This window comes from Geodermatophilus sp. URMC 65, from assembly GCF_053502545.1.
In genome coordinates, this window is record NZ_CP199954.1 from 2,456,063 (window position 1) to 2,479,706 (window position 23,644).

A 23,644-nucleotide genomic window follows, 5' to 3' on the forward strand; every position below is an offset into this window, starting at 1 on the left:
GCTCAGACCCGGAACTGGACCCGCGCGATCTCCTCGCACACGGGGTCGAACATCTCCCGCCGGATGCGGTTGTGCTCGGCCTCCGTGTCGTACACGCGGTAGGCCTCGGCGTCGACGAAGTCGCTGGTGATGGCGAAGCTCCACGCGCCGGGCCGCAGGCCGGCGTCCAGGCCGACCCGGACGTCCACCAGCCCCTCCACGGGCAGGGCGACGATGGCGTCGAGCGCCTCCTGGACGAGGGCGAGGTCAGTGCCCGGGCGCACCCGGCCGACGACGACGTTGCGGATCACCGGCCCAGTGTGCCGCTGACCTGCGGTGACCTGCTCAGGTCCGGCGGCAGGGTCCGGGCGACCTGGGGCGGAGCGCGGTCAGCCGCGACGGCGGGACGGCGTCGACCAGCCACACGCCGTTCGCCGAGCGGGTGAAGACGGCGCCGTCGCGCGCCATGCCCTCGGCGTCGACCCGGAGGACGACCGGCCGCCCGTGGCGGGCGCCCACCCGTCGGGCCGTGGCCTCGTCGGGGCTGAGGTGGACCGCGTGCCGTCGTCCGGCGCGCAGGCCCTCGGCCTCGATGGCCGGCAGGTTCCGCTCCGCCGTCCCGTGGAACAGCACCGGCGGCGGCTTCTCCGCGGCGTAGCCGAGGTCGACGGCGACGCTGTGGCCCTGGCTGGCACGGATCCGCGTGCCGGTGTCGTCGAAGGCGAACCGGCGCTTGTCGTTGGTGGCGACGACGTGCTCGAGCTCCGCGCGGGTCCAGCCGAGGGCGGCGAGCAGGGCGTCGACGTCCGCCCAGCCGGCCGCGTCGAGGGTCAACCCGACGGCGCCGGGGGCGTGACGCAGCACGTAGGAGAGCCGCTTGCTGCGCCGGACGACGTCGCGGGGGTCCACGCGCGGCCGCTACCCGGGTGGCGCGAGATCTGCACGGTCGCGGCCATCAGGGGCCGGATGGCCACGGGTGTGCAGACCTCGCGGGGGATCAGCGTGAGTAGTACTCGACGACGAGCTGCTCCTCGCAGACGACCGGCACCTCGTCGCGGTTGGGGGTCCGGTCGTAGCGCGCGACCAGGTCGGCCACCCGCACCTCCAGGTAGGCCGGGGCGGTGGCGTGCGCGCCGGACGCGGCGACGACGAAGGGCTCCTTGGAGCGGGACTTCTCGGCGATCTGCACGAAGTCGCCCGGCTGGAGCCGGTAGGAGGGCCGGTCGACGCGCCTGCCGTTGACCAGCACGTGCTGGTGGGTGACGAACTGGCGCGCCTGGTAGATGGTGCGCGCGAAGCCGGCCCGCAGCACGGTCGCGTCGAGGCGGGACTCGAGGTCCTGGATCAGTGCCTCGCCGGTCTTGCCACCGGTGCGCCGGGCCCGGTCGAAGGCGGCGCGGAGCTGCGTCTCGCTGATGTCGTACTGCGCCCGCAGCCGCTGCTTCTCGCGCAGCCGGGTGGAGTAGTCGCTGTCCTTGCGACGCTTGCGGCCGTGCTCGCCGGGCGGGTACGGACGGCGCTCGAAGTACTCCACGGCCTTGGGCGTGAGCGGGATGCCGAGGGCGCGGCTGATCCGGACCTTGGGACGCGGGGTGTTCACGGAGCCTCCAGTGTTTGGTTAGGCTCACCTTATTCCACGACGTCGACCCCGAGGGGCACCCATGACCATCGGACGCCGGACGTCCTCCTCCGTGCGGCAGGACCGCGCCGCGGACGCCGCCGAGCGGGCCCGTACGGTCGCGACCCGGCCGATCGCCTCGGTGCAGGCCCTGGGGCTGGGCACCAGCCGGCTGCCGGCCGCGGCCACGCTGGACGACGGGCGGGTGCTCGTCGTCGTCCCCCAGAGCGGCGGGCTGGCGACGGCGGTCCGCGAGGCCCCGGACGGCGACCTCGCGGCGAAGGTCACGGTGACCTCCCGCTCGACCCAGCCGCTGCGCAACCCGCTGCGGGCCCGGCTCGAGCTCGCCGGCTGGCTGATGCCGGTGCCCGAGGAGGACGAGGCCGACCTGGTGCTGACCTTCGCCGCCGTCCGCCCGGACGACGTGCTGCTCGACGTGGGGCTCACCGCGACGCTGCTGCGCCTGGACGTCGCCGAGGTGCTGCTGCACGAGGGCGGCGGCTGGACCGAGATGACGCCGGAGGAGTACGCCGCCGCCCGGCCCGACCCGCTGGGCGCCGCCGAGGACGACCTGATGAGCGAGCACGCCGGTCCGCTGGCGGAGCTGTGCGCCCGGGTGCAGGCGTGGGCCGGCGACGACCCGGTGCACCTGCTCGGCCTCGACCGGCACGGGGTGCTGTTCCGGGTCGAGCCCCGCACCGGCTGCTACGACCTGCGCACGCCGTTCCCCGCGCCGCTGACCTCGACCGGGGAGCTGCCGGCCGCCGTCCGCACGCTGCTGGCCTGCGTCCGCTGAGCACCGCTACCGGCTCTGCGTGACTCGGATCACCAAACGTATTGTGTTCGAGTTGTCACAGAGTGCTCTACGGTACCGGTCAGTTCGAGACCTGTTCTCCGTCTATCCGTGCAGGAGGACCCGTGGCGGGTACCCCGGGTGTCGACTTCCCCGAGCAGCGGGACGTGGTCGACGTGGTGGTCAGTGGACGAGGCGAGGTGCTCGTCAGCTGGGTCGAGTCGGCGGACGACCGCGAGGTCGTGGTGACGGTGGGCGAGGACCGGGACCGGCGCCGGGCCGCGCTCCCGGTCGGGGAACGCCTGGAGCTGGTGTGGCGCGCCGCGAGCGAGCTCCGGTCCCTCCCGGTGGAGCTCACGGCCGTGGACCTCGGCGCGACGCCGGTGTGGCGGCTGCGTCCGACCGGGCCGGTCACGAGGGGGCAGCGCCGATCCGCGGTCCGGGCGCCACTGAGCCTGCCCGTGTGCATGACCGTCGGCACCGTCGAGGTGGTGGGGACGACGGTCGACCTCAGCGAGGCCGGCACCCGGGTCCTGTTCGAGGACGCCTCCGCGGACCGTGCGGACTCGACCGACGGCAACGACTCCGAGCCCGCCGTCGAGGACGCTCCCGAGGCTGACACCGGCGACGGCGTCCCGGACGCGGGAGCGGTCGTCACCCTCCGCATCTCCCTCGTCGACGACGACGTCGTCTGCCAGGCGGAGGTGATCCGGCGGATCAAGCGCCAGGACCGCCGTCCGGAGCTGACCTTCCGGTTCATCGGGCTGCACGAGAAGACCGAGGACCTCATCCGCCGGCAGGTCTTCGCCGAGCTGCGCTCTCTCCGGGCCCGCGGCCTGGACTGAACCACCCGACGGGACAGGGGACCCGCGGTCAGGCCGCGGTGCACGCCTCCCGCGCCAGCGCCTCGAGCGCCTGCTCGAAGCACTCCTGCGGCGGCTGCACCAGCCCGGCGCCGACCTGCCCGGTGCCGGCGACCCGCCCGGCCATGCCGGTGTTGATCTGCGGCAGCCAGCCGGTGCGCGCCACGGCGAGGACGTCGATGCCGGTCGGGGAGCCGCGGAAGCCGAGGATCGGCACCTGCATCGCCGGGTTCTCCGCGAGCGTCAGCTGGTACATCCGCTCGGTGGCGGCCAGCGCGTCGGGCACGGTGCCGCCGACGAACCGGACGATCGCGGGTGCGGCGGCCATGGTGAAGCCGCCGACGCCGTAGGTCTCCATGATCGCGGAGTCGCCGATGTCGGGGTTGGCGTCGTCCGGGCCGTAGTCGCCGAGGAACAGGCCGACCGGGGTGTTGGCCGGGCCGGTGAACCAGCGGTCTCCGGTGCCGGCGGTCCGGATGCCGAACTCGGTCCCGTTGCGGGACATCACCGTCACCATCGTCGAGCCGGGCACGTCCCTCGCGGCGTCCATGGCGAGCTTCGCCGTCGGCATGCCCAGGTTGAGGAAGAAGTGCTCGTTGCCGCCGATGAACCGCAGCACCGCGGCGACGTCGGACGACGGCGCGTCCACCTCCACGATCGCCGGCGAGAGCTCCCGCAGGGTGATCAGCGAGCCGGCGCGGTTGCGGTTGTGCCCCTCGTCGCCCATCTGCAGCATCTGCGCGAGCACCGCCTTGACGTCCAGCGGCTCGGCCATCGAGCGGACGGCGGCCTGCAGCACCGGCCCGAGGACGTCGCGCATCCAGGCGAGCCGGGTGAGCACCTCGTCGCCGTAGGCGCCCATCCGCAGCACCTTGCCCAGGCCCTCGTTGAGGTTGCAGAACGCCTGGCCGCCGGTGACCGGGTCCTCCAGGACCCACGTCCACATGGACGGCGAGGTCACCCCCGCCATCGGGCCGACCGCTGCGTGGTGGTGGCACGGGTCGAGCGCGACCCCGCCGGAGGACAGCAGCCGCTCGGCGTCCTCGACGGTGTCCGCCCAGCCCTCGAACAGGCAGGCGCCGATCAGCGCGCCGCGCAGCGGACCGCTCGCGTCGTCCCACCCGATCGGCGGACCGGCGTGCAGCAGCGTGCGGTCTCCGAGGCCGAGCACGTCGCGCGCCGGGCGGACGTCGACCAGGTGGGAGCCGGCGGCCATCACCCGCTCGACGGCGGTGCGGTTGGCCGCGGCCCGGCGCCGGTCGAGCCCGAGGGTGGCCAGGTCGGCCGGGTCGCCGAAGCCGGGCGGGCGCCAGTCGACGTCGTGGACGTCTGCACCCTGGGCGCGCAGCGCGGCGGAGAAGACGTCGACGCCCGCGGCGACGACCGCCGGCGCCCCGGAGAGCAGGTCCATCGACGGCAGGGTCATCGACGGCGGGGTCATCGCGCGGCTCCCAGCAGGTCGAGCGCGTGCCGGGTGGCCTGCGCGTTGGAGGCGAAGACGGCCGCGCCGACCGCGGCGAGCGCGTCGGCCTGGCGGGACCAGCCCTGCGGGTCGGCCTCGGTGCCGACCAGCGCGACGACGGCGGGCAGGCCGGCCGCCCGCAGCGCCGGGGCGAGCGTGGCGGCCGGGTCGGGGTCGGCGCCGTGGCCGAGGACGACGTCCATCAGCACGACCGCGGGCTCGCCCGACGCCGCCACCCGGGCCAGCGCCTCGAGCCGCAGCGTCGGGTCGATCATCGGGTGCGCGCGGCCGGCGGTGAGCGCGTCGTCCCCGAAGTCGACGACCACGGAGCCGGAGGCGGACAGGTCCGCCCCGAGGTCGAGCTCGGGGCGCAGCGGGGTGTTGGACCGAATGTCGCCGAGCACCGGCGCGGCGAGCAGCATCGCCTCGTCGGCGAGCGTGCCACCGGCGTAGAACCCCTTGAGGACGGCGCCCGGCGCGGCGGGGCGGGACTCGCCCCTGGTCGGCCACTCCGGCACCGCGACGCCCATGTCCGCCAGCAGCCCCTCGACGGCGGCGGTCAGGTCGGGGTCCTCCGGCGACAGCGCGGCCGAGCGGACCGGCACGGACAGTTCCGCGGCGGCCGCCGCCACCGCCGAGGCCACCGACGGCGCGGGCGGCTTGGAGACGAGCAGCACCCGCTCGGTGGCGGGGTCGGCGTCGAGCAGCGCCAGCGCGTCGAGGGTGGCGAGTCCGCCGACCGCCTCGGACAGGTCGCGGCCTCCGACACCGAGCACGTGCGAGACCCCGACGCCGGCCGTGTCGAGCAGGCAGGACACCTGCTGGGCGCCGGTGCCGGACGCGGCGACCAGGCCGACCGGCCCGCGGCGCACGACGTTGGCGAACCCGAGGGCGAGGCCGGAGACGATCGCCGTCCCGCAGTCGGGGCCCATGACGAGCACGCCGGCGTCGTGCGCGGCCCGCTTGAGCGCGACCTCGGACTCGACCGGGACGCCGTCGGAGAAGACCAACACGCTGCGCCCGGCGGTGATCGCGTCAGCGGCCTCGATGACCGCGTACGCGCCCGGCACGCTGACGACGGCGAGTGCGGGGCCGTCGCCGTCCAGCGCGGAGAGGCTCGCGCCGATCGTGCGCAGCGGCACGGTCTGCGCGGGGCCGGCGGCGCGCTCGCGGGCGGCCAGCGCGGCGTCGACGGCGGCGACCGCGGCGGCCAGCGCGTCGTCGTCCACGGCGGCGACGCCGACGAGCAGCTGGTCGGCGGAGGCGGTCCCCTCGGGGGTCAGGCCCATGCCCGCGGCGAGCTCCAGGTTGAGCGGCGTGGCCATCGCGACGAGCACCGCGGTGACGCCCTCCCGGGCGCCGACGTCACGGCTGACCTGCATCAGCCGGACCGAGTCGGCGTACACGCCGCTGCGCAGGGAGACGTGGCGGACGGGGGGTGCGGTCACCTCGCCGACCGTACCGGCAGGTCTCTCAGCGATGAGACTTCGGCGCAACGACGATTTAGCACTGAGGTACTTCCGCCCTGTCAGCCGGGCGTGTCACATTGACGCCCCCTGGGTGCCGGCAACCGCCGTCCCGCGGCGCCGGCCAGGTCCCAGGAGCAGGTCGAGGAGGCGGTCATGGCGTTCGGCTGGAAGCTCTACGGGGACGGGAAGACCCCGCCGCTCGGCGAGGCGGTGGCTCCCGACGAACGACTGTCCTGGCCGCGGACGATCGGCATCGGCGCGCAGCACGTCGTCGCGATGTTCGGCGCGACCTTCGTCTTCCCGATCGTCATGGGGCTCGACCCGAACCTGGCGATCATGATGAGCGGGATCGCGACGATCATCTTCCTGCTCATCGTCAACGGGAAGGTGCCCAGCTACCTGGGCACCAGCGCCTCGTTCGTCGGGGGCGTGGTGGCGGTCCGCGCGTCGGGCGGGGACTCCTCCGACGTCGTCGGCGCCATCCTCGTCTCCGGCGTGGTGCTGGCCCTGGTCGGCGTGCTCATCCACGTCGCCGGTGTCCGCTTCCTGCACGCGGTCCTGCCGCCGGCGGTGACCGGCGCGGTGGTGCTGCTGATCGGCTTCAACCTGGCCCCGGTCGTGGCCGGCATCTACTGGCCGCAGGACCAGTGGGTGGCGCTGGCGACGATGGCGTTCGTCGTCGTCGCCTCGCTGCTGCTGCGGGGCTTCTGGGCCCGCATCTCGATCCTGCTCGGCCTGGTCTTCGGCTACCTGCTGTCGGTCCTCCTCGACGCGACCGCCGGCCAGATCACCTCGCCCGACGGCACCGGCGTGGTCTCCACCCGCGACCGGATCGACTTCAGCTCGGTCGCCGAAGCGCCCTGGTTCGGGCTGCCCGACTTCATCGCGCCGTCCTTCTCGCTCAACTTCAGCCTGCTCGTGCTGCCGGCGGTCATCGCGCTGATCGCGGAGAACACCGGGCACGTCAAGGCGGTCGCCGAGATGACCAAGCGCGACCTCGACCCGTACATGGGCCGGGCCATCGCGGCCGACGGCGTCGCGACCGTCGTCGCCAGCTCGGTCGGTGGCTCCCCGACGACGACCTACGCGGAGAACATCGGCGTCATGGCCGCCACCCGCGTGTACTCGACGGCGGCGTACTACGTGGCCGCCATCGTGGCGATCCTGCTGGGCCTGTGCCCGAAGTTCGGCGCGCTGATCAACATCGTCCCGGGTGGCGTGCTCGGCGGGATCACCGTCGTCCTCTACGGGATGATCGGCCTGCTCGGCGCCAAGATCTGGAAGGAGAACCGGGTCGACTTCGCCAACCCGATCAACCTGGTGCCGCTCGCCGCGGGCATCATCATCGCGATCGGCGACGTCCAGCTGGTCCTCTCCGAGTCCTTCTCCCTCGGCGGCATCGCGCTGGGCTCGATCGTGGCGGTCGTCGGCTGGCACATCGCCCGGGTCCTCGCGCCGGCAGAGATGAAGGCCGCGCTGGAGGCCGAGCGCGAGTTCGTGGGCGGCACGGGTCCCGCGCTCGGTCACACGGGGGCGCACGACTACGGCGCCGACTCCTCCTCGGTCGACGAGATCGGCCGTCCGGGCGTGACCGGCTCGGCGACCCCCGGGGAGACCCGCTCCCGGTGAAACCCGCTCCCTTCCGGTACGCCGACCCGCGCTCGGTGCCCGAGGCCCTCGAGGTCCTCGCCGCCGAGGAGGGTGCCAAGGTGCTCGCCGGCGGCCAGTCGCTGCTCCCGCTGCTGTCCATGCGGCTCGCGGCGCCGGCCACCCTGGTGGACCTCAACCGGGTGCCCGGCCTCGACGCCGTCGAGGTCACGGCGGACGGCGTCCGGGTCGAGGCGCTCGTCCGGCACGCGGGGCTGCTCGCGCACGACGGCGCTGCCCGGGTGCAGCCGCTGCTGGCCCGGGCGACGGCGAACGTCGCGCACCCGGCGATCCGCAACCGGGGGACGACGGTCGGCTCGATCGCGCACGCCGACCCCTCGGGTGAGATGACCTCGGTGCTCGCCCTGACCGGCGGCTCGGTGACCGTGGCTGAGCCCTCGGGCGAGCGCAGCGTCGACTGGCGCGACCTGTTCGTCGGCCCGCTGGAGACCTCGATGCCGGCCGCGGCCGTCGTCACCTCGGCGTTCTTCCCGGCGCTGCCGCCGCGCTCGGGCACCGCCTTCGCCGAGGTGGCGCGCCGCAAGGGCGACTACGCGGTGTGCGGCGCGGGCGTCGTCGTCACCCTCGACGAGGACCGCCGCGTCGCCGCCGTCCGCGCCTCCTACGTCTCGGTGGGCCCGACCCCCGAGGTGCACGACCTCACCGACGCCGTCGCCGGCGCCCCGGTGGAGAAGGCCGACTGGACCGCCGCCGGCGCGCTCGCCCGCACGCTGGTCGACCCGGACGGCGACCTGCACGCCAGCGCCGACTACCGCCGCCTGCTGGTCGGCGTGCTGACCGAACGAACACTGGCCGAGGCCGCCGCCGAAGCTGCCGAGAGGACGCCATGACCAGCGTCGACACCGAGCGGACCGTGCGGCTGACCGTGAACGGTGTTCCACGTGAAGCCACCGTGCCGGTGCGGCGGCTGCTGTCCGACGCCCTGCGGCACGACCTCGGGCTGACCGGCACGCACGTCGGCTGCGAGCACGGCGTCTGCGGTGCCTGCACGGTGCTGGTGGACGGCGCCCCGGTGCGCTCCTGCCTGGTGCTCGCCGTGCAGGTGGACGGGGCGGAGGTGACCACCGTCGAGGGGCTGGCCCGCGAGGACCACCAGGGCGGGCAGGTGCTGCACCCGGTCCAGGAGGCGTTCCGCGAGTGCCACGCCCTGCAGTGCGGCTTCTGCACGCCGGGCTTCCTCGTCACGATCGCCGCCGGGCTCGAGGCGCGGGACGCGGCCCAGGAGATCACCGAGGAGGAGGTCGACGACCTGGTCGGCGGCAACCTCTGCCGGTGCACCGGCTACGCGAACATCAAGAAGGCCGTGCGGCACGCGGCCGCCACGATGAAGGACGCCGGATGACCACGAAACTGTTCGGGGAGCCGGTCCGCCGGCGGGAGGACGCCCGGCTCATCACCGGCAGGGGCCGCTACCTCGACGACATCGGCGCCGGCGCGCTGGCCGCCGCCTTCGTGCGCAGCCCGCACGCGCACGCGCGCATCGTCGACGTCGACGTGGACGCCGCCCTCGACGTCGAGGGCCTGGTCGCCCTCTACACCTACGAGGACCTCACCGGCCCGCTCGCCGAGCCGCTCCCCGTGCTCATCCCCCACCCTCAGCTGACCGCGCCCCGCACCGGCTACCCGCTGGCCAACGGCGAGGTCAACCACGTCGGCGAGCCGGTCGTGATGGTGGTGGCGACCGACCGCTACGTCGCCGAGGACGCCGCCGAGCGGATCGCCGTCACCTACGAGGAGCTACCGGTCGTCGTCGGCGTGGATGCCGCGCACGAGGCGGGCTCGTGCGTCCACGAGGAGATCCCGGACAACGTCGCGGCGCGGCACCACCAGGAGACCGGGGACGTCGAGCCGGCGCTGGCCGCGTCGCCGCACACGCTCTCGTTCACCCAGTACGTCGAGCGCAGCGCCTGCACGCCGCTGGAGGGCAAGGGCGTGCACGCGCGGTGGGACGCCGACGACCGCTCGCTGCGGGTGCACACCAGCACCCAGGCCTCGACGTCGGTGCGCGCCGCCATCGCCGCGAAGCTGCAGCTCCCGCTCGACCAGGTGGAGGTCGTCGCCCCGGACGTCGGCGGCGGCTTCGGCGTGAAGATCGTGCACCCGTGGCCGGAGGAGCTGCTGGTGCCGATGGCGGCGATCGCGCTCGGCCGCGGGGTGAAGTGGGCCGAGGACCGCCGCGAGCACTTCATCTCCTCGGCCCACGAGCGGCAGCAGCGCCAGGACATCACCGTCGGGTTCGACGACGACGGCCGGATCACCGCCCTCGACGTCCACGTGCTGCACGACAACGGCGCGTACACGCCCTACGGGATCATCGTCCCGATCATCACCGCGACCCAGCTGGTCGGCCCGTACGTGATCCCCGTGTACCGGGTGGTCGTGGAGAGCGTCTACACGAACACGGTCATCGTGACGCCGTACCGAGGGGCCGGGCGACCGCAGGGCTGCTTCGCGATGGAGCGGACGATGGACCGCATCGCCGACGCGCTCGGCCTGGGCCGGGCCGTCGTCCGCGAGCGCAACCTCATCCAGCCCTCGCAGTTCCCGTACGACCACCACCTGACGTTCCAGGACGGCCGGCCGGTCATCTACGACTCCGGCGACTACCCGGCGTTGCTCGAGAAGCTGAAGGCGCTGGTCGGGTGGGACGGCGTCGACGCGCTGCGCGACGACGCCGAGGCGCGCGGCAAGCTGCTCGGCGTCGGGATGGCGCTGTACGTGGAGGGCACCGGGCCCGGCCCGTACGAGGGCGGGCACGTGCAGGTGCTGGGCAGCGGCAAGGTGCTGGTGTCGACCGGGCTGACCACGCAGGGCCAAGGGCACGAGACGTCGTTCGCGCAGATCGTCGCCTCGGAGCTCGGGGTGCCGATCGAGGACGTCGAGGTGACCACCGGCGACACGCGGCGCTTCCCCTACGCGGTCGGCACGTTCGCCTCCCGCGCGGCGGTGATGAGCGGCAACGCGATCGCGCTGGCCGCGCGCGGGGTGCGGGACAAGGCGCTGCGGATCGCCGCCGACGTCCTGGAGGCCGACCCCGGCGACCTGGAGATCGCCGACGGCGTCGTGCGGGTGAAGGGGACGCCGGGCGCGTCGATCCCGCTGCGGACGGTGGCGGTGCTGTCCAACCCGCTGCGGTACGCGTTCGACGAGGCGGCCAAGCAGGCGACGCAGTTCGCCGTCCAGGCCGACGACTCCAAGCCGCCGGTGACGCCGGGGGACGCGCCGGGGCTCGAGCACCGCGACTACTACTCGCCGATCCGGTCGACGTTCGCCTCGGGCGCGCACGCGGCGGTCGTGGAGATCGACCCGCAGACGTGGGAGATCGACATCGTCAAGTACGCGGTGGTGCACGACTGCGGCAACGTGGTGAACCCGATGATCGTCGAGGGCCAGGTGCACGGCGGGGTCGCGCAGGGGGTGGGCGGGGCGCTGTACGAGCGGATGGCCTACGACGCCGACGGGCAGCTGCAGAACGCGTCGTTCATGGACTTCCTCATGCCGTACGCCTCAGAGGTGCCCGACATCGTGATCGACCACCAGCAGACGCCCTCGCCGCTGAACCCGCTGGGCATCAAGGGCGCCGGCGAGGCCGGGGTGATCCCGGGGTCGGCGGCGCTGGCGTCGGCGATCGAGGACGCGGTGGGACGGCGGATCACCTCGATGCCGATCTCCCCCACCGAGCTGTACGACCTCGTGCGTTCGGACACGGCCGAGCGGACGGCGGCCTCGGGCCGCAGGACGGGAGTGGGTGCGTGAACCTCGACGGCTCGGCGGTGCTGCATGCGACCCCCGATCGGGTCTGGTCCGTGCTCACGGACCCGGCGGTGCTGGCGCGGACGATTCCTGGGTGCCTGGCGCTGGAGCGGGTCGGCGAGGACTCGTACCGGATGGACGTCTCGGTGGGCGTCGGGGCGGTGAAGGGGACGTACGCCGGCGAGGTGCACCTCACTGACCAGCAGCGGCCGACGTCGTACGTGATGCACGCGTCCGGGGCCGGGGCACCGGGGCAGGTGCGGGCGACGGTGACGATCGAGCTGGCGCCGGACGGCGACTCCGCGACGGTGCTCACCTACTCGGCCGACGCGGTGGTGGGCGGCCCGGTGGCCGGGGTGGGTCAGCGGATGATCACCGGGGTCGCCAAGCGGATGGCCGCGCAGTTCTTCACCGCGGTGGACGCCGAGCTGGCCGGCGTGGGCGTGGCTTCGGCTGGAGTTGAGCCGCGCCCCTCAGCCGCCGCGATGAGCGCAACGGACGCCGAAGCTCCCACTCCTCCCCAGCCACAGGTCTTCACCGGCAGGGCCGGCGTTCCCGCGGGAGCGTCCGACCTCCGCACCCTGGCCCTCGGCGCGGTCGGCGGCAGCCTGCTGACGCTTGTCGGCGTCCTGGTCGGCTACCGCCTCGGCCGCCGCAGCAGCTAAACTTTCAGAGGAGCTCGTACACTGACCCGCTCGCGGCTGCAGGGCAGGCCTGATCTTTGGCGCGAGTCGACCTCTCGCATAGATGTTGATGCTGACGTCCTTACATCGAACTAGCCGTGGCTCCTAACCTAGTGTCGAAGGTCCAAATGTTGATTGTCACCTGGCTCGCAGGATAGCGCTTCTTAAGTATCCTGAGCTCGTGAAGTAGTAGTACGTCGCCAGCCTCATGGACACGACCTGCAAGACTCGTTACCAATCCGGGCACGGGCCCCCCTTGGTCAAGCAGGCCGCGCAAAAAAGATTCCCCCCACTCCTGTTTCAGGATTACCCAGGGAGCTGTGCGACCAATCGCATCAAGAACTAGCTTCTCAAATCTTTCGGCGCACTGACGACGCTCCCCTCCATCCTGGATCCTCCAGATATGCTGCATGGTTTCGAAGATTGTCGCGATTGGCAAGATCACCTGATGACCCGCACTGACGCGACTCTTCAAGCCGGCAAAGGCAGCCTGCTGCTGTTGTGCGTTCTTGGTTTCCTGTCGAATGCCAACAAAGTAGATAAACACAGACGTGTCCATCAAATCCATTGTTGTCACTCGACGTCTCCCGATGTTTCGCTTTCGGCATCCTCCACGCTCGAGTAGTCTGGCATTCTCTCGAGACCGAGACTTGCAATATATTCCGAGACGTCAGGAGTTGGTGGCGGCATGAATTCGAGCTCGCCCGCCGCAACTGCCGCACCGACTCGACCGGCGGCAGCGATCCTTGAGTAGTTAGGATGACTCGTCAGTGCTTTCAGCGATGCCTGGCCGGTCTCGACAGACCTTGTACAGACCAGCACACCTTCGTGGTCCTCAGGTTGCAACGCGTCCAACAATGCTGGACTGTGTGTCGTGGCAGTCAAACTTACGCCTTGCTCCTGCGTCTCCTTACGAAGCAGACCCAACACAGATGCGGCCTGTCGTGGATAGAGCCCGTTCTCTACTTCTTCAACCAGGAACATTCGACTGCTCACGCTCCGTGAGGCAAGCGGAACATCGACGTCTCGCCCAAGGTGAAGCAATGTTGAGACGATAGCTAAATAGCGCAGTGTCCCGTCGCTCATGACGGAGGCAGTAGTTAGTTCTTCCTGCGAGAACCTCTCCCTCAAGGCCACCATGACATCCACCGCAGTTGCACTCACCCCCGGCAACTTCGCCTCGGCGAACGTGATTTCTTCGAGACCGGCTCCAACTAGCCCTCGAATCAATTCATTAAGACGCTGCCAGGCAACTTCATCCTCTCTGAGCGCATAAACGACGGCCGAGGTCGTTGAGCCAGTGCGCTCAGGTCGGTCTCCAATACGTGAATAGTTGCGCATCAGGCCTGGCGCTGGGTCGACGACAAATATGCCTCGCAGAACATCAATAACCGTCTGGCAGTCCTGAACGACCTGCGTTCGCGCTTTCGAGTCCTGAGGAACTTTCGTGAGCGCCTGTAACGTCACCAGTCGAGAAGTCAGCATAGTGAAGGTGCGGGGAGCACCCCCCGAGTAAACCTCTACCGAGCAGATGCCTTCACCGGGCCCCCGGCGTTGAGCGTAAATGCACTGGCGAGAGCGGCCGCGATTGGCATTGAAGTATAGGCCTTCCCATACAATTTCTGGCTGATTTCCGGATACATCAAACCCAATGTCCAGCTCATAGGAGCCTTGAGGGGTCGTTATTGTGCAACCGACTTGCACGTTGGAGGTTCCGAACGGAGCGGCTCCAGAGAGATTCCCCCTAAGGCCGGCGACTGTTCGATCGTCGCGTTCTAGGTCCGCAACATCGCGCTCGTCGGCCAGCAGAGCTAGAAGCGAGAGTGCGTCTAGGGCGTTCGACTTTCCACTTGCATTTGGCCCTACGAGCAAGGTCAACGGCCTGAGTGGAACAACTTGATCCGTGTAGTTCTTGAACGCGTTTAGTCGGAGCTCAGTAACGCGCGGGGCTGCCCTAGTTGCCGCCCTGTCGACGCCTGTGGACGTCAAGCCTATCGCGTGGCCCTCATGGTTCATGGTGGCAGCCTATCCCTAGAGGCTCGATGCGGGCGCCAACTGCGCTAGACGCGAGGTCGTGGCGGCCTAGCTAGTACCGTAAACGCGCGGATGTCGCCAGGCCGCCGGAGATCCTCCCCGTAGGTAGATGTCCGCGCTAAGCCATGGATAGGACTGGTGCTCGAACTCAGGACCAACATGCCGGTGAGACTGGGGGCATGATAAGCCGTCGCGGCGAAGGCAACTGGGCGCGCTTGGCGAATGAAATTATCGTTGGCACAGCGGTCGTGCTGATAGGTCCGCTGGTCGACAGGAACTTCAAGAAGGCGCCGAGTACTCGCAAGCAGAGACATCTGCCGAGCCATGTCTCAACAATCCTTGGGTGGCGGCATCCGACGCCGGCGTTCTTCCGCCTCCGTTACATCGTATGTCGGACGGCGCACTGACTCATGAGTTCAATCGGCGGCCGCGAGGCCTACAGGGATGCCGGTCTGGCGCTCGGAGACCTGCCACAGGACGTTGATCTGCTCCTGCAGGCCGAGCCGGCGCAGGACCGGCCGCCGCACCGCCGGACCGTGGAAGCCGTACCGCGGCGCGTACAGCTCCCCGCCACGGGCCCGCGGGTCGGTCGCGGCCCGCAGCTGAGGACGGACGCCCTCGAACGGCGACATCCCCGACCGCGCCGTCATCACCTCGAACACCGGCCCCAGCCAGCCGGCGCCGCCCTCCCGCACTGCGCGGGCCTGCAGGTCGGTGTTCGTCAGCCCCGGGTGCGCGACCAACGAGGCAGCCCGGACGCCGGCAGCCGCGAACCGCTGCTGCAGACCCAGCCCGAAGTGCAGGTTCGCCATCTTCGACCGCGCGTAAGCCGACCACGCCCCGTAGCCCCGCTCCAAATGGACATCCGCCGGGTCCAGCCGGCGAGCCCGGTGCCGTGCCGTGCTCGTCACCGTCACCACCCGCGCGGCCGGCGCACGTAGCAAGGCCGGCAGCAGGTGCGCGGTCAGCGCCCAGTGCCCCAGGTGGTTGACGCCGAACTGCAGCTCGAACCCGTCGGCCGTCGTCCGCCGCGGCATCGCCATCACCCCGGCGTTGTTCACCAGCAGGTCCACCCGCTCGTGCCGAGCCAGCACCTCCCGCGCGGCAGTCGCGACCGACGACAGGTCGCCCAGGTCCAGCGGCACCACCTCCAGCGACGCGGAGGGGTGGCTCACCAGGATCCGCTCCTCTGCCGCTGCGGTCTTCGAAGCGTCACGCGCGGCAATCACCACGTGCGCACCCGCACCGGCCAGCGCCAGCGCCGTCTGCAGGCCGAGCCCACCGTTCGCGCCGGTCACCACCGCCGTCCGCCCGGTCAGGTCGGGGATGTCGCGCTCGGTCCAGGCCATCGTCACCTCTCCCCAGCGGGGCGGCCTGGACGTGTCTCGGACTCATCCCGGACCGCGTCCAGGGCGGCGAGAGCGTCGTCATGGGAGACCTGCGCCGAGTCGGTGCCGAGCGTCGCCAACCAGGCGTCCGTGGCCCGGCCGGTCGGGTCGGGGATGTCGCGCTCGGTCCAGGGCATGCACGAGTCCTACCCGGCCCGCGCCTCCGCCCGCATGGCGACGGCGGTGAGCAGCTCCCACCGGATGGCCGAGCTGCCCGGCTGGACGGCGAGCCAGTAGAGGCCGAAGCGCCGCCGCGTCTCGGGATCGGTGGCGGCGATCCGCGTCTCGCAGCTCAGCCGCGTGCCGCCCAGGGCCGGCGTCAGCCGGAACTCCATGCCGACCTTCACCCAGCCCGGCTCCGACCACTCCCGGACCCCGGCCGCGTCCAGCACCGGCGGCCGCTTCCCGCCAGTCAGCTTCCAGGGCTGCAGCACGCCCGCGAACAGCACGTGCGAGGGCGGGTCGGAGGCCAGCTCCGGGATCGGCACCACGTCGAGGAAGGTCCGGTCGAGCCCACCGCGCCGACGTCCCCTGCCCGCCAGCAGCACCGGCAGCGCACGCACGGCGCTGAGCAGCAGGGACACCGGCAGCGACGAGAGCTTCAGCCGGTGCAGCTCCTCCCACACGACGGACGCCGGCGCGTCGATCACCCGCGACTGCCGGGTCACGTGGTCGACCACCGGCACCACGTCGTCGAGGTCCATGCCGCTCCTCCCCCGGACCTCAGCCGAGCGCCGCGTACACCGCCCGGACGTAGGCCTCGCTGCGGTCCGAGCCCAGGATGCCCGGGGCCATCCGGTTCATCAGGTAGCCGATCGTCAGCCGTCGGTCGAGGTCCATGACGATCATCGACCCGCCCCAGCCGCCCCAGAAGAAGGTGCGCCCCTCCGGCACGTACGGGACCAGCGGCGAGCCCAGGCAGTAGCCGATCCCGAACCGGAACGGCGCCTCCAGCACCAGGTCCACGCCGTCGGACTGCTGGTCGAAGACCAGGTCGATCGTCTCCGGGGACAGCAGGCCCTCGCCGCCCAGCGACAGCACCCGCAGGACCTGCACGAGGCCACGCGCGTTCGTGTGCCCGTTGAGCGCGCCCAGGTCCGCGCGGCGCCACTCCGGCGAGTTCGCCGCCTTCGCCGGGACCACCGGCGCGGTGAAGGTCCTGACCGCCACCGACTCCGGGTCCGGCTCGCGCGGGTCGGCTGACGGCGGCGGCGGGACGACGGGCGCGATCCGGGCCCAGTCCGACTCGCGTGCGCCGATCTGGAAGTCCGCGCCCAGCGGCCGGGCGATCTCAGCGGCCACGAACTGCTTGAACGACGTGTTCGTGATCCGCCGGATCACCTCGCCGGCCAGGTGCCCCTGGTTGTTCGCGTGGTATCCCGACGCCGTCCCCGGCTCCCACCACGGCACCTGCGCGGCCAGCCGCTCGGTCGCGGTCTGCCAGTCGTACATGTCGCGGATGGAGAACGGCTGCTCCCAGCCGGAGACGCCCGAGGTGTGCGACAGCAGGTGCCGCACCTCGACGTCCTTCTTGCCCTTGGCCGCGAACTCCGGCCAGTAGTCGGCGACCGGCGCGTACACGTCCAGCTCGCCGCGCTCGACCAGCAGCAAGGCGGCGAGCGCCAGGACGGTCTTCGTCGTCGACCAGCCGTTGACGATCGTGTCCTCGGTCCACGGGGTGGTCCGCTCGAGGTCGCGGTGGCCACCCCACAGGTCGACGACGGTCTCCCCGTCGAGGTCGACCGCGATCGACGCGCCCAGCTCCCCGCCGTCCAGACCGCGCTCGAACGCCTCGCGCACGCCGGAGAACCGGTCGTCGCAGCTGCCGTGCACCTCGGCCATGGCACCTCCCCGTCCTGGCGCGACCGCGCGCCACCGAGGATCAGACCACGGCCCCGCTCAGGACGCGGCGGCGCCGGCCGCGGTCACGAGCGCGATGGTCTGGTCGACGACGGCCCTGCGGTCGGCCTCGAACTCGGGACCGGTCAGCACCGCGGGGTCCTCGGGGTACACGAGCGCCGAGATGTGCAGGTGCCCGCCGGGGACGTCCCACGCCTGCATGCCGATCCGCAGCCGGTTGGAGCGGTACATGCTCTCGTTGGAGAGGTAGTTGCCGCCCGGGCCGGACGCGGCCCGGGAGCCCTCGGACGGGTCGTCCTGGCAGCGCACCGCCGACGGGGCCGGGAAGGTCCCTGCCGGCCACTCGCAGATCCCGTCGTTGAGCACGACCGGCCAGGGGCCGGTGCCGGCGGCGATCATCGCCTCGTAGGGCAGGGTCGTCTCGATCCACTCCGGGGAGTCGAAGGGCTGCGGCCAGTGCGACGGCCGGGAGATGGGCCCGAAGAGCGTGTTGCGGTTGTTGTCGGCGGAGCCGCCGCGAGCGTTGGCGGCCCACTGCTCGACGTCCATCCGCCCGCGGCTGGTCTGGCTGATGGTCATGATCAGGTCGGCACGGCCCTCCCCGGGCCTCAGGACCTGGCCGAACGCGTCCTCGACGATGCCCTCGTCGAAGTCGGTCCAGTTGACGGGGAACACGACCGACTGGACGACGACCGGGCCGGCGTCGGTCTCGAGCGTCCGGCCGTCCAGCTGCAGGGCGGTGGCTCCGGAGGGGTTGGAGTTCCGCAGGCTCTGGTCGAGGCTGTAGGTGTCGAAGCCGCTGATCATCACGCGCGTGGCCTCGGCGGACGCCTCCGGCCAGTCGATGGTGGTGAGCCCACGGGACGCCTGGTCGAGCAGGTGCACGAGGGCGTTGCGCTGGACGACGCTCACCTCGACGGGCGCCTCCCACTGGCGCACCGCACGCGTCATGTGCAGGCGGGCCCAGTACAGCGGCCGGTCGTCGTACCGGTCGATCGTGCCGATGTCCCGCTCCCCCTGGGCCCGTGCCAGGGCCAGGTCCCACAGCGCCTCGCCGGAGCGCACGACGAGCGCCTCGGCCGCGGCCAGGTCCGGCGCCGCGCACAGGTCCGTGGCGAACTGCGCCACCGCCTCCTCGAAGCCGGCAGCCCGGAGGAACTGGGCCGCGGCCGACTCACCACCCTCGACCAGGGGTTGGCCGATGCGCTGCTCCTCCACCGTGAGCACCGCGTCCTCGGCGTAGCAGTCCGGGACGTCCGCGCCCACCGCGGCCTGGGAGCCGGTCGACGACACCGCCCACAGCGCCGAGGAGGACAACGCGACGGCGGCGGCGACGCCGACCCGTGTGGCGAGCTGAGGGAGCGACCTGGGTTGCGGCATCCCGACCTCCGGGGGTCGACGAGCGGGTAGTGACCCTACTGACTGTCCCGCTGGACCGCCCCGCCCGGAACCCGGTCCCGGCGAGTCCCGTCCGCCCGAGCCGGCGTCCGCCCCGAGGCGGGCGGCCCGCGCCACCCCGTGCGGGTGAGTCACGCCCCGATCCGGCCGATCCGGCACCGCCGGCGACCTGTGGTGCCGATCACGAGGACAGGGACGGGCACGCGGATCGGCGCCGAGGCCCTCAGCCGCTTCCCCGCCGGGTGGCACCGCACGCCCGACGTCGTCTTCGACGAGGCCCACCGCATCGGTGCCGGCCACCGGCTGGAGCTGCTCGCCATCGCCCGCGGCGCCGAGCTGCTGGACCGGGTCACCGGCTACGTCTCGCTCAACGTCTCACCGAAGATGCTGCTGACGCCGCAGTGCGGCGAGCTGCTCGAGGCCCTGCCGCTCGACCGCATCGTCCTGGAGCTCTCCGAGCACGACCAGGTCCACGACTACCCGGCCGTCGAGGCGGCCCTGTCCCCGCTGCGTCGACGCGGCATGCGGCTGGCCATCGACGACGTCGGCGCCGGCTTCTCCAGCCTGCGGCACATCGTCATGGCCTGCCCGGACGTGATCAAGATGGACCGCAGCATCGTCAGCGGCGTCGACTCCGACCCGATGCTGGCCCGGCTCGCCCAATCGCTGGTCGAGTTCGCGCACAGCTTCGACGTCAGCGTCGTCGCCGAGGGCGTGGAGACGGCAGCCGAGCACGCCGTCCTGCAGTCCCTCGGGGTGGACGGCGGCCAGGGCTGGCTCTTCGGACGTCCCGCGCCCGTCGACGCCCTAGTCGAGGGGCACCGTGCCGGCCCCCGAGCCGCTCACCGCCTGAGACGCAACCGAGGATGGCGTCTGCGCCTCCGGGGCACCGCCGGCCCCGTCCAGAGGCTCGCCGCGAGCCTGCGAGCGGTGAGGAGGACGGGGTCCTCTTTCAGCTGGCCTGCGCGGCCTCGAGGGTCGGGTAGTCGGTGTAGCCCTCGGCGCCGGGCGCGTAGAAGAGGTGGGTCCTCGGCTCGTTCTCCGGGTGCTCGCCCTTCCAGCGCTCGACCAGGTCCGGGTTGGCGATGACGGCCCGCCCCACGGCCACGGCGTCGGCGTGCGCGGCCTCGATCAGGCGCACCGCCTCTTCGCGCGTGGTGACCGAGCCGAAGCCGCTGTTGGCGACCAGCGGCCCGTCGAAGCGCTCGCGCAGCTCCTGCACCAGCTCACCGGCCGGGTCGGAGTGCAGCACCGACAGGTAGGCCAGGCCCAGCGGGCGCAGCTGGTCGATCAGCGCGCCGTAGGTGGCCCGGACGTCGTCCCGGTCGGTCTCGTAGGCGTCCTGGATGTTGTGCTCGGGCGAGATCCGCAGGCCGACCTTGCCGGCGCCGATGGCCGCGGCCACCGCCGTCACCACCTGGACGACGAAGCGCGCCCGGTTCGCAGGCGTGCCGCCGTACTCGTCGGTGCGCTGGTTGGACGCCGGCGAGAGGAACTCGTGCAGCAGGTAGCCGTTGGCGCCGTGGATCTCCACGCCGTCCAGGCCGGCCTCGATGGCCCGCTTAGCGGCGGAGACGAAGTCCTGCAGGGTCTGCCGCGCCTCGTCGACGGTCAGCGCGTGCGGCACCGGGTACGGCTGCTTGCCCGTCGCGGTGTGGCCCGCGCCGTCGATCGCGATCGCGCTCGGGGCCACGACGCGGCGACCGCCGTTGACGTCGGGGTGGGTCACCCGGCCGCCGTGCATGACCTGCAGGACGATCTTGCCGCCCCGTGCGTGCACGGCCTCGGCCACGCGGTGCCAGCCCCCGACCTGCTCGTCGGTGACGATGCCGGGCTGGCCGACGAAGGCCTGGCCCTCGGGGTTCGGGTAGGTGCCCTCGGTGATGATCAGCCCGACGCCGGCGCGCTGCCGGTAGTGCTCGACGACGAGGTCCCCGGGGACGCCGGAGGCGCCGGAGCGCATGCGGGTGAGCGGGGCCATGACGACGCGGTTGGCGAGCTCGATGCCGCCCAGGGTCACAGGGGAGAACAGGTCCACGGGTAGTTCCATCGCCGCAACAGGGGCCGCCCATTCCGGCACGCGACCGTCACGCTGCTCACAGTGACGCGCGCCCTGGTCCGGGCCGGCCTCGACCTCCCCGACCGACCACTGTCGCGCCGTTCTACCCGCGTTCCCGCCGTTGCAGCAGCGCGCGTTCGGCAGGAACCGCGCGAGAGTGGCCGTTGCCGGGGACGGGAGCCACCCGACCCGGCTCTCAGGCAGCCGGGGAGCTCCCGCGGGTGACCAGGATGGCCAGCTCGGTCCGTGAGCGGACGCCGAGGCGGCGCATCGACGTCGTCAGGTGGCTCTTCACCGTCGCCAGGCTGAGGAACAGCCGGCCGGCGATCTCCTCGTTGCTCAGCCCCTGGGCGACCAGCTCGGCGACCTCGCGCTGCCGGTCGGTCAACCGGTCGAGGGGCCGCAGGGCGGGAGCCGACCGCGGCTGCCACCCGGTCGTCAGGTGGCGCACCAGGTGGCTGGTGGCCGCTGGGTCGAGCGCGGCCTCGTCGCGGGCCAACGCCCGCACACCGTCGACGAGCCGCTGCGCCCCCGAGCGCCGGGGCAGGTAGCCGCGGACGCCGGCGCGCAGGATCTCGACCAGCTCGTGCTCGGAGTCCGTCTCCGGCTCGGCGAGCACGAGGACCGCCGTGTTCTGCCGGCAGAGGGTGCGCAGCAGCGGGAGGGCGTCGCCGGCGACCAGGCCCTGCCGGACGACGACCACCACGGTGCCCTCGCCCTCGATCGCTTCGAGGGCCTCGGGGAGGTGGGCGGTCTCGGCCACGACCGCCATGTCCGGTTCGGCCTCCAGGACCACCCGCAGCCCGGTGCGGAACACCTCCCGGTCCTCGCAGAGCAGCACGCAGACCAGACTCGTCGGCGGCCGGACGGCGTGCGGCCGGACGGGCACGTGCCCGTCCGTCCGAGGCGCGGGCACGTGGCCCGCGGGCTGTCGTGGGTCCACCACCGGTCCCGTCCCTGCGATGACCACGGAATGGTCCATGCCGTTCCCCCTGTGCCCGACCCGTCGGGGCTCCCGCCCAACGGACCGACAGTTCCGACACGCGCCCGTCTCCTCCGGACTGGAGTGACTCTAACCTCGTAGTGGCAGGTTCTGTCGAGAAAGTTCACAGCTATTTCACAGGAGCTCGCGCGACGGTGGCTCCACCCCGCTCAGCAACCGGCGGGGTCCACTCCTCATCCGGGGCCGGTGCGGGTGCTCCGGTGCACGTGGATGGCCAGCTGGGTGCGGTCCCGCAGGCCCAGGCGGCGCAGCGCCACCGTGATGTGGCCCTTCACGGTGGCCCGGCTCAGCTGCAGGCGCTCGGCGATCTCCGCGTTGGTCAGGCCCTCGGCCACGAGTTCGGCGACCGCCTGCTGCCGGGCGGTCAGCGGGCCGTGTGCCCGGGGCTGCCCGTCGTCCCCGGACCGCGCCACGTCGTCCAGGCGGTGCAGCAGCTCCCCGGTGACGTTGGCGTCCAGGACGGTCTCCCCACGGGCCACCGCGCGGACGCACTCGATCAGCCGCTGCGAGCTGACGGCCGCGTGCACGTAGCCACGCGCCCCGGCCCGCAGGACCTCGAGCAGGTCGCTGGCGGCGCCGACCTCACCGAGCAGCAGGACGCGGGTGCCCGTCCCGGTCATCTCGCGCACCAGGTCCGGGAGGACGGGCCCCTGCCCGTCGACCCCCATCAGGGTGACGTCGGGTCGGGCCGTGGAGGCCAGCGGCAGCGCCTCGCCGACGCAGGCCGCCTCCGCCACGACGCAGACACCGGGGATCTGGCGGAGCACCGCGCGCAGGCCGTGCCGGTAGACCTCGTGGTCGTCGCAGATCAGCACCCGGACCGGCGCATCGGCGTCGGACACACCTGAAGCGGACACGGCGTCATCGGGTTCGGCCATGCGTGTCAGCTCCACTCCTGTCCGGCCCCGTGAGGGGCACCGTCAGGTCGGTTCCGGAAGTTAGGCCCGCCATGGTGCCGGTCGCCACGGTCCCGGGCGAGCCGATCATGAGCCGTCGGCGAGTTCATACCCGGGTAGGGGCCCCCGCCCCTCTGGGCTGGGGTCTTACGTCCTGGGTGTGGTCGGGGGTCGTCCTCCTGGATGAGTCACCCCCCGACGTCCGGACGGCGTTGCTGCGTCCCGGGGCGGGACGGTCGCACACCCCCCACCCTCCCCGGGGCGCGCCCTGAACTGCACCTGTGGCCGATGTGCCGACCCCCGCCGGCTCCCTAGCGTCGTCGTGTCCCGAGCCCCTCCCCGGACCGCAGCGACGCTGGGAGACACCCGTGCACCAGACCATGATCATCGCGAGGATGGCGCCGGCCGACGCCGACAAGGTGGCCGAGATCTTCGGCCGCTACGACGCCACCTCGATGCCGCACGAGATCGGTGTGCGGAACCGGTCCCTGTACCAGTTCCACGACATCTACGTGCACCTCATCGACTTCGACCGGCCGGCGCCGGAGGCGATGCGCATCGCCCAGTCGCTGCCGGCCTTCCGTGCCGTGAGCGAGGACCTCCGGCCGTTCATCGAGGCCTACGACCCCGGCTGGCGCTCCCCGCAGGACGCGATGGCCCGGCGCTTCTACCACTGGTCCTCCTCCGAGTGAGACCGCTCCGGGCGACTGGGAGGACG

Annotated in this window: 21 protein-coding genes and 1 pseudogene; 9 read left to right on the forward strand and 13 right to left on the reverse strand. The window is 72.1% G+C overall.

Annotated features, from left to right (window positions below):
* Positions 1 to 2 precede the first annotated feature (2 nt).
* The 3 genes from ACWIX7_RS11955 to rpsD all read right to left on the reverse strand — a co-directional run bounded on the left by ACWIX7_RS11955 (position 3) and on the right by rpsD (position 1,579).
* Positions 3 to 290 carry a Dabb family protein gene (locus tag ACWIX7_RS11955; protein WP_448621749.1) on the reverse strand — a complete coding sequence of 96 codons (288 nt, stop codon included), beginning with the start codon at positions 288 to 290 and terminating at the stop codon, positions 3 to 5.
* Positions 291 to 324: 34 nt separating this feature from the next.
* Complete coding sequence (locus tag ACWIX7_RS11960) at positions 325 to 888, reverse strand: RNA 2'-phosphotransferase (RefSeq protein WP_448621750.1); 564 nt, start codon at positions 886 to 888, stop codon at positions 325 to 327.
* A gap of 88 nt (positions 889 to 976) precedes the next feature.
* Positions 977 to 1,579 carry a 30S ribosomal protein S4 gene (rpsD, locus tag ACWIX7_RS11965; RefSeq protein WP_448621751.1) on the reverse strand — a complete coding sequence of 201 codons (603 nt, stop codon included), beginning with the start codon at positions 1,577 to 1,579 and terminating at the stop codon, positions 977 to 979.
* A gap of 61 nt (positions 1,580 to 1,640) precedes the next feature.
* Between rpsD and ACWIX7_RS11970 the strand changes: the two genes are divergently transcribed.
* A complete protein-coding gene (locus ACWIX7_RS11970; RefSeq protein WP_448621752.1) occupies positions 1,641 to 2,393 on the forward strand; it encodes a DUF2470 domain-containing protein in 753 nt (250 codons plus the stop codon).
* Positions 2,394 to 2,515: 122 nt separating this feature from the next.
* Positions 2,516 to 3,235 carry a hypothetical protein gene (locus tag ACWIX7_RS11975; protein ID WP_448621753.1) on the forward strand — a complete coding sequence of 240 codons (720 nt, stop codon included), beginning with the start codon at positions 2,516 to 2,518 and terminating at the stop codon, positions 3,233 to 3,235.
* A 28-nt stretch (positions 3,236 to 3,263) separates the two neighbouring features.
* Here ACWIX7_RS11975 and ACWIX7_RS11980 read toward each other — a convergent pair whose 3' ends face one another.
* Positions 3,264 to 4,694: a DUF1116 domain-containing protein gene (locus ACWIX7_RS11980; RefSeq protein ID WP_448621754.1), complete on the reverse strand. Its 1,431-nt coding sequence runs from the start codon at positions 4,692 to 4,694 to the stop codon at positions 3,264 to 3,266.
* Positions 4,691 to 6,163 (reverse strand): FdrA family protein, encoded by a 1,473-nt coding sequence (locus tag ACWIX7_RS11985; RefSeq protein ID WP_448621755.1) that lies wholly within the window; start codon positions 6,161 to 6,163, stop codon positions 4,691 to 4,693. The genes ACWIX7_RS11980 and ACWIX7_RS11985 overlap by 4 nt, the downstream gene beginning before the upstream one ends.
* Positions 6,164 to 6,337: 174 nt before the next feature.
* Here ACWIX7_RS11985 and ACWIX7_RS11990 point away from each other — a divergent pair, with 174 nt between their 5' ends.
* The 5 genes from ACWIX7_RS11990 to ACWIX7_RS12010 are packed head-to-tail and all read left to right on the forward strand — an operon-like array spanning position 6,338 to position 12,270.
* Positions 6,338 to 7,813, forward strand: coding sequence for a uracil-xanthine permease family protein (locus tag ACWIX7_RS11990; protein ID WP_448621756.1), 1,476 nt, complete (start codon positions 6,338 to 6,340; stop codon positions 7,811 to 7,813).
* Positions 7,810 to 8,682 carry an FAD binding domain-containing protein gene (locus tag ACWIX7_RS11995; RefSeq protein WP_448621757.1) on the forward strand — a complete coding sequence of 291 codons (873 nt, stop codon included), beginning with the start codon at positions 7,810 to 7,812 and terminating at the stop codon, positions 8,680 to 8,682. Before ACWIX7_RS11990 ends, ACWIX7_RS11995 begins: the two co-directional genes overlap by 4 nt.
* Positions 8,679 to 9,194 (forward strand): (2Fe-2S)-binding protein, encoded by a 516-nt coding sequence (locus ACWIX7_RS12000; protein WP_448621758.1) that lies wholly within the window; start codon positions 8,679 to 8,681, stop codon positions 9,192 to 9,194. Before ACWIX7_RS11995 ends, ACWIX7_RS12000 begins: the two co-directional genes overlap by 4 nt.
* A complete protein-coding gene (gene cutA / locus ACWIX7_RS12005) occupies positions 9,191 to 11,608 on the forward strand; it encodes an aerobic carbon-monoxide dehydrogenase large subunit (protein WP_448621759.1) in 2,418 nt (805 codons plus the stop codon). Before ACWIX7_RS12000 ends, cutA begins: the two co-directional genes overlap by 4 nt.
* Positions 11,609 to 11,625: 17 nt before the next feature.
* Entirely contained in the window at positions 11,626 to 12,270 is a 645-nt protein-coding gene (locus ACWIX7_RS12010; protein WP_448622150.1) for an SRPBCC family protein, read from the forward strand.
* 591 nt (positions 12,271 to 12,861) lie between these two features.
* Here ACWIX7_RS12010 and ACWIX7_RS12015 read toward each other — a convergent pair.
* From ACWIX7_RS12015 to ACWIX7_RS12035, 5 genes are all read right to left on the reverse strand, one after another.
* The gene (locus tag ACWIX7_RS12015) at positions 12,862 to 14,304 is read right to left on the reverse strand and encodes an AAA family ATPase (protein ID WP_448621760.1); all 1,443 of its coding nucleotides are present in this window, start codon (positions 14,302 to 14,304) and stop codon (positions 12,862 to 12,864) included.
* 434 nt (positions 14,305 to 14,738) lie between these two features.
* Positions 14,739 to 15,671, reverse strand: coding sequence for an oxidoreductase (locus ACWIX7_RS12020; protein WP_448621761.1), 933 nt, complete (start codon positions 15,669 to 15,671; stop codon positions 14,739 to 14,741).
* A gap of 185 nt (positions 15,672 to 15,856) precedes the next feature.
* The gene (locus ACWIX7_RS12025) at positions 15,857 to 16,414 is read right to left on the reverse strand and encodes a hypothetical protein (RefSeq protein ID WP_448621762.1); all 558 of its coding nucleotides are present in this window, start codon (positions 16,412 to 16,414) and stop codon (positions 15,857 to 15,859) included.
* 19 nt (positions 16,415 to 16,433) lie between these two features.
* A complete protein-coding gene (locus ACWIX7_RS12030) occupies positions 16,434 to 17,552 on the reverse strand; it encodes a serine hydrolase domain-containing protein (protein WP_448621763.1) in 1,119 nt (372 codons plus the stop codon).
* A 57-nt stretch (positions 17,553 to 17,609) separates the two neighbouring features.
* A complete protein-coding gene (locus ACWIX7_RS12035) occupies positions 17,610 to 18,950 on the reverse strand; it encodes a hypothetical protein (RefSeq protein ID WP_448621764.1) in 1,341 nt (446 codons plus the stop codon).
* Between the two features lie 192 nt (positions 18,951 to 19,142).
* On the opposite strand from ACWIX7_RS12035, the pseudogene ACWIX7_RS12040 reads away from it, so the two are divergent.
* Positions 19,143 to 19,700, forward strand: a pseudogene (locus ACWIX7_RS12040) (EAL domain-containing protein); the annotation flags it as partial.
* Positions 19,701 to 19,920: 220 nt separating this feature from the next.
* On the opposite strand, the gene ACWIX7_RS12045 reads toward ACWIX7_RS12040, so the two are convergent.
* The 3 genes from ACWIX7_RS12045 to ACWIX7_RS12055 form a co-directional block, all read right to left on the reverse strand.
* Complete coding sequence (locus ACWIX7_RS12045; RefSeq protein WP_448621765.1) at positions 19,921 to 21,018, reverse strand: alkene reductase; 1,098 nt, start codon at positions 21,016 to 21,018, stop codon at positions 19,921 to 19,923.
* A gap of 205 nt (positions 21,019 to 21,223) precedes the next feature.
* Positions 21,224 to 21,916 carry a LuxR C-terminal-related transcriptional regulator gene (locus ACWIX7_RS12050; protein ID WP_448621766.1) on the reverse strand — a complete coding sequence of 231 codons (693 nt, stop codon included), beginning with the start codon at positions 21,914 to 21,916 and terminating at the stop codon, positions 21,224 to 21,226.
* A gap of 287 nt (positions 21,917 to 22,203) precedes the next feature.
* Complete coding sequence (locus ACWIX7_RS12055) at positions 22,204 to 22,908, reverse strand: LuxR C-terminal-related transcriptional regulator (RefSeq protein WP_448621767.1); 705 nt, start codon at positions 22,906 to 22,908, stop codon at positions 22,204 to 22,206.
* A gap of 386 nt (positions 22,909 to 23,294) precedes the next feature.
* On the opposite strand from ACWIX7_RS12055, the gene ACWIX7_RS12060 reads away from it, so the two are divergent.
* A complete protein-coding gene (locus tag ACWIX7_RS12060) occupies positions 23,295 to 23,618 on the forward strand; it encodes a TcmI family type II polyketide cyclase (protein ID WP_448621768.1) in 324 nt (107 codons plus the stop codon).
* Positions 23,619 to 23,644: the final 26 nt, after the last annotated feature.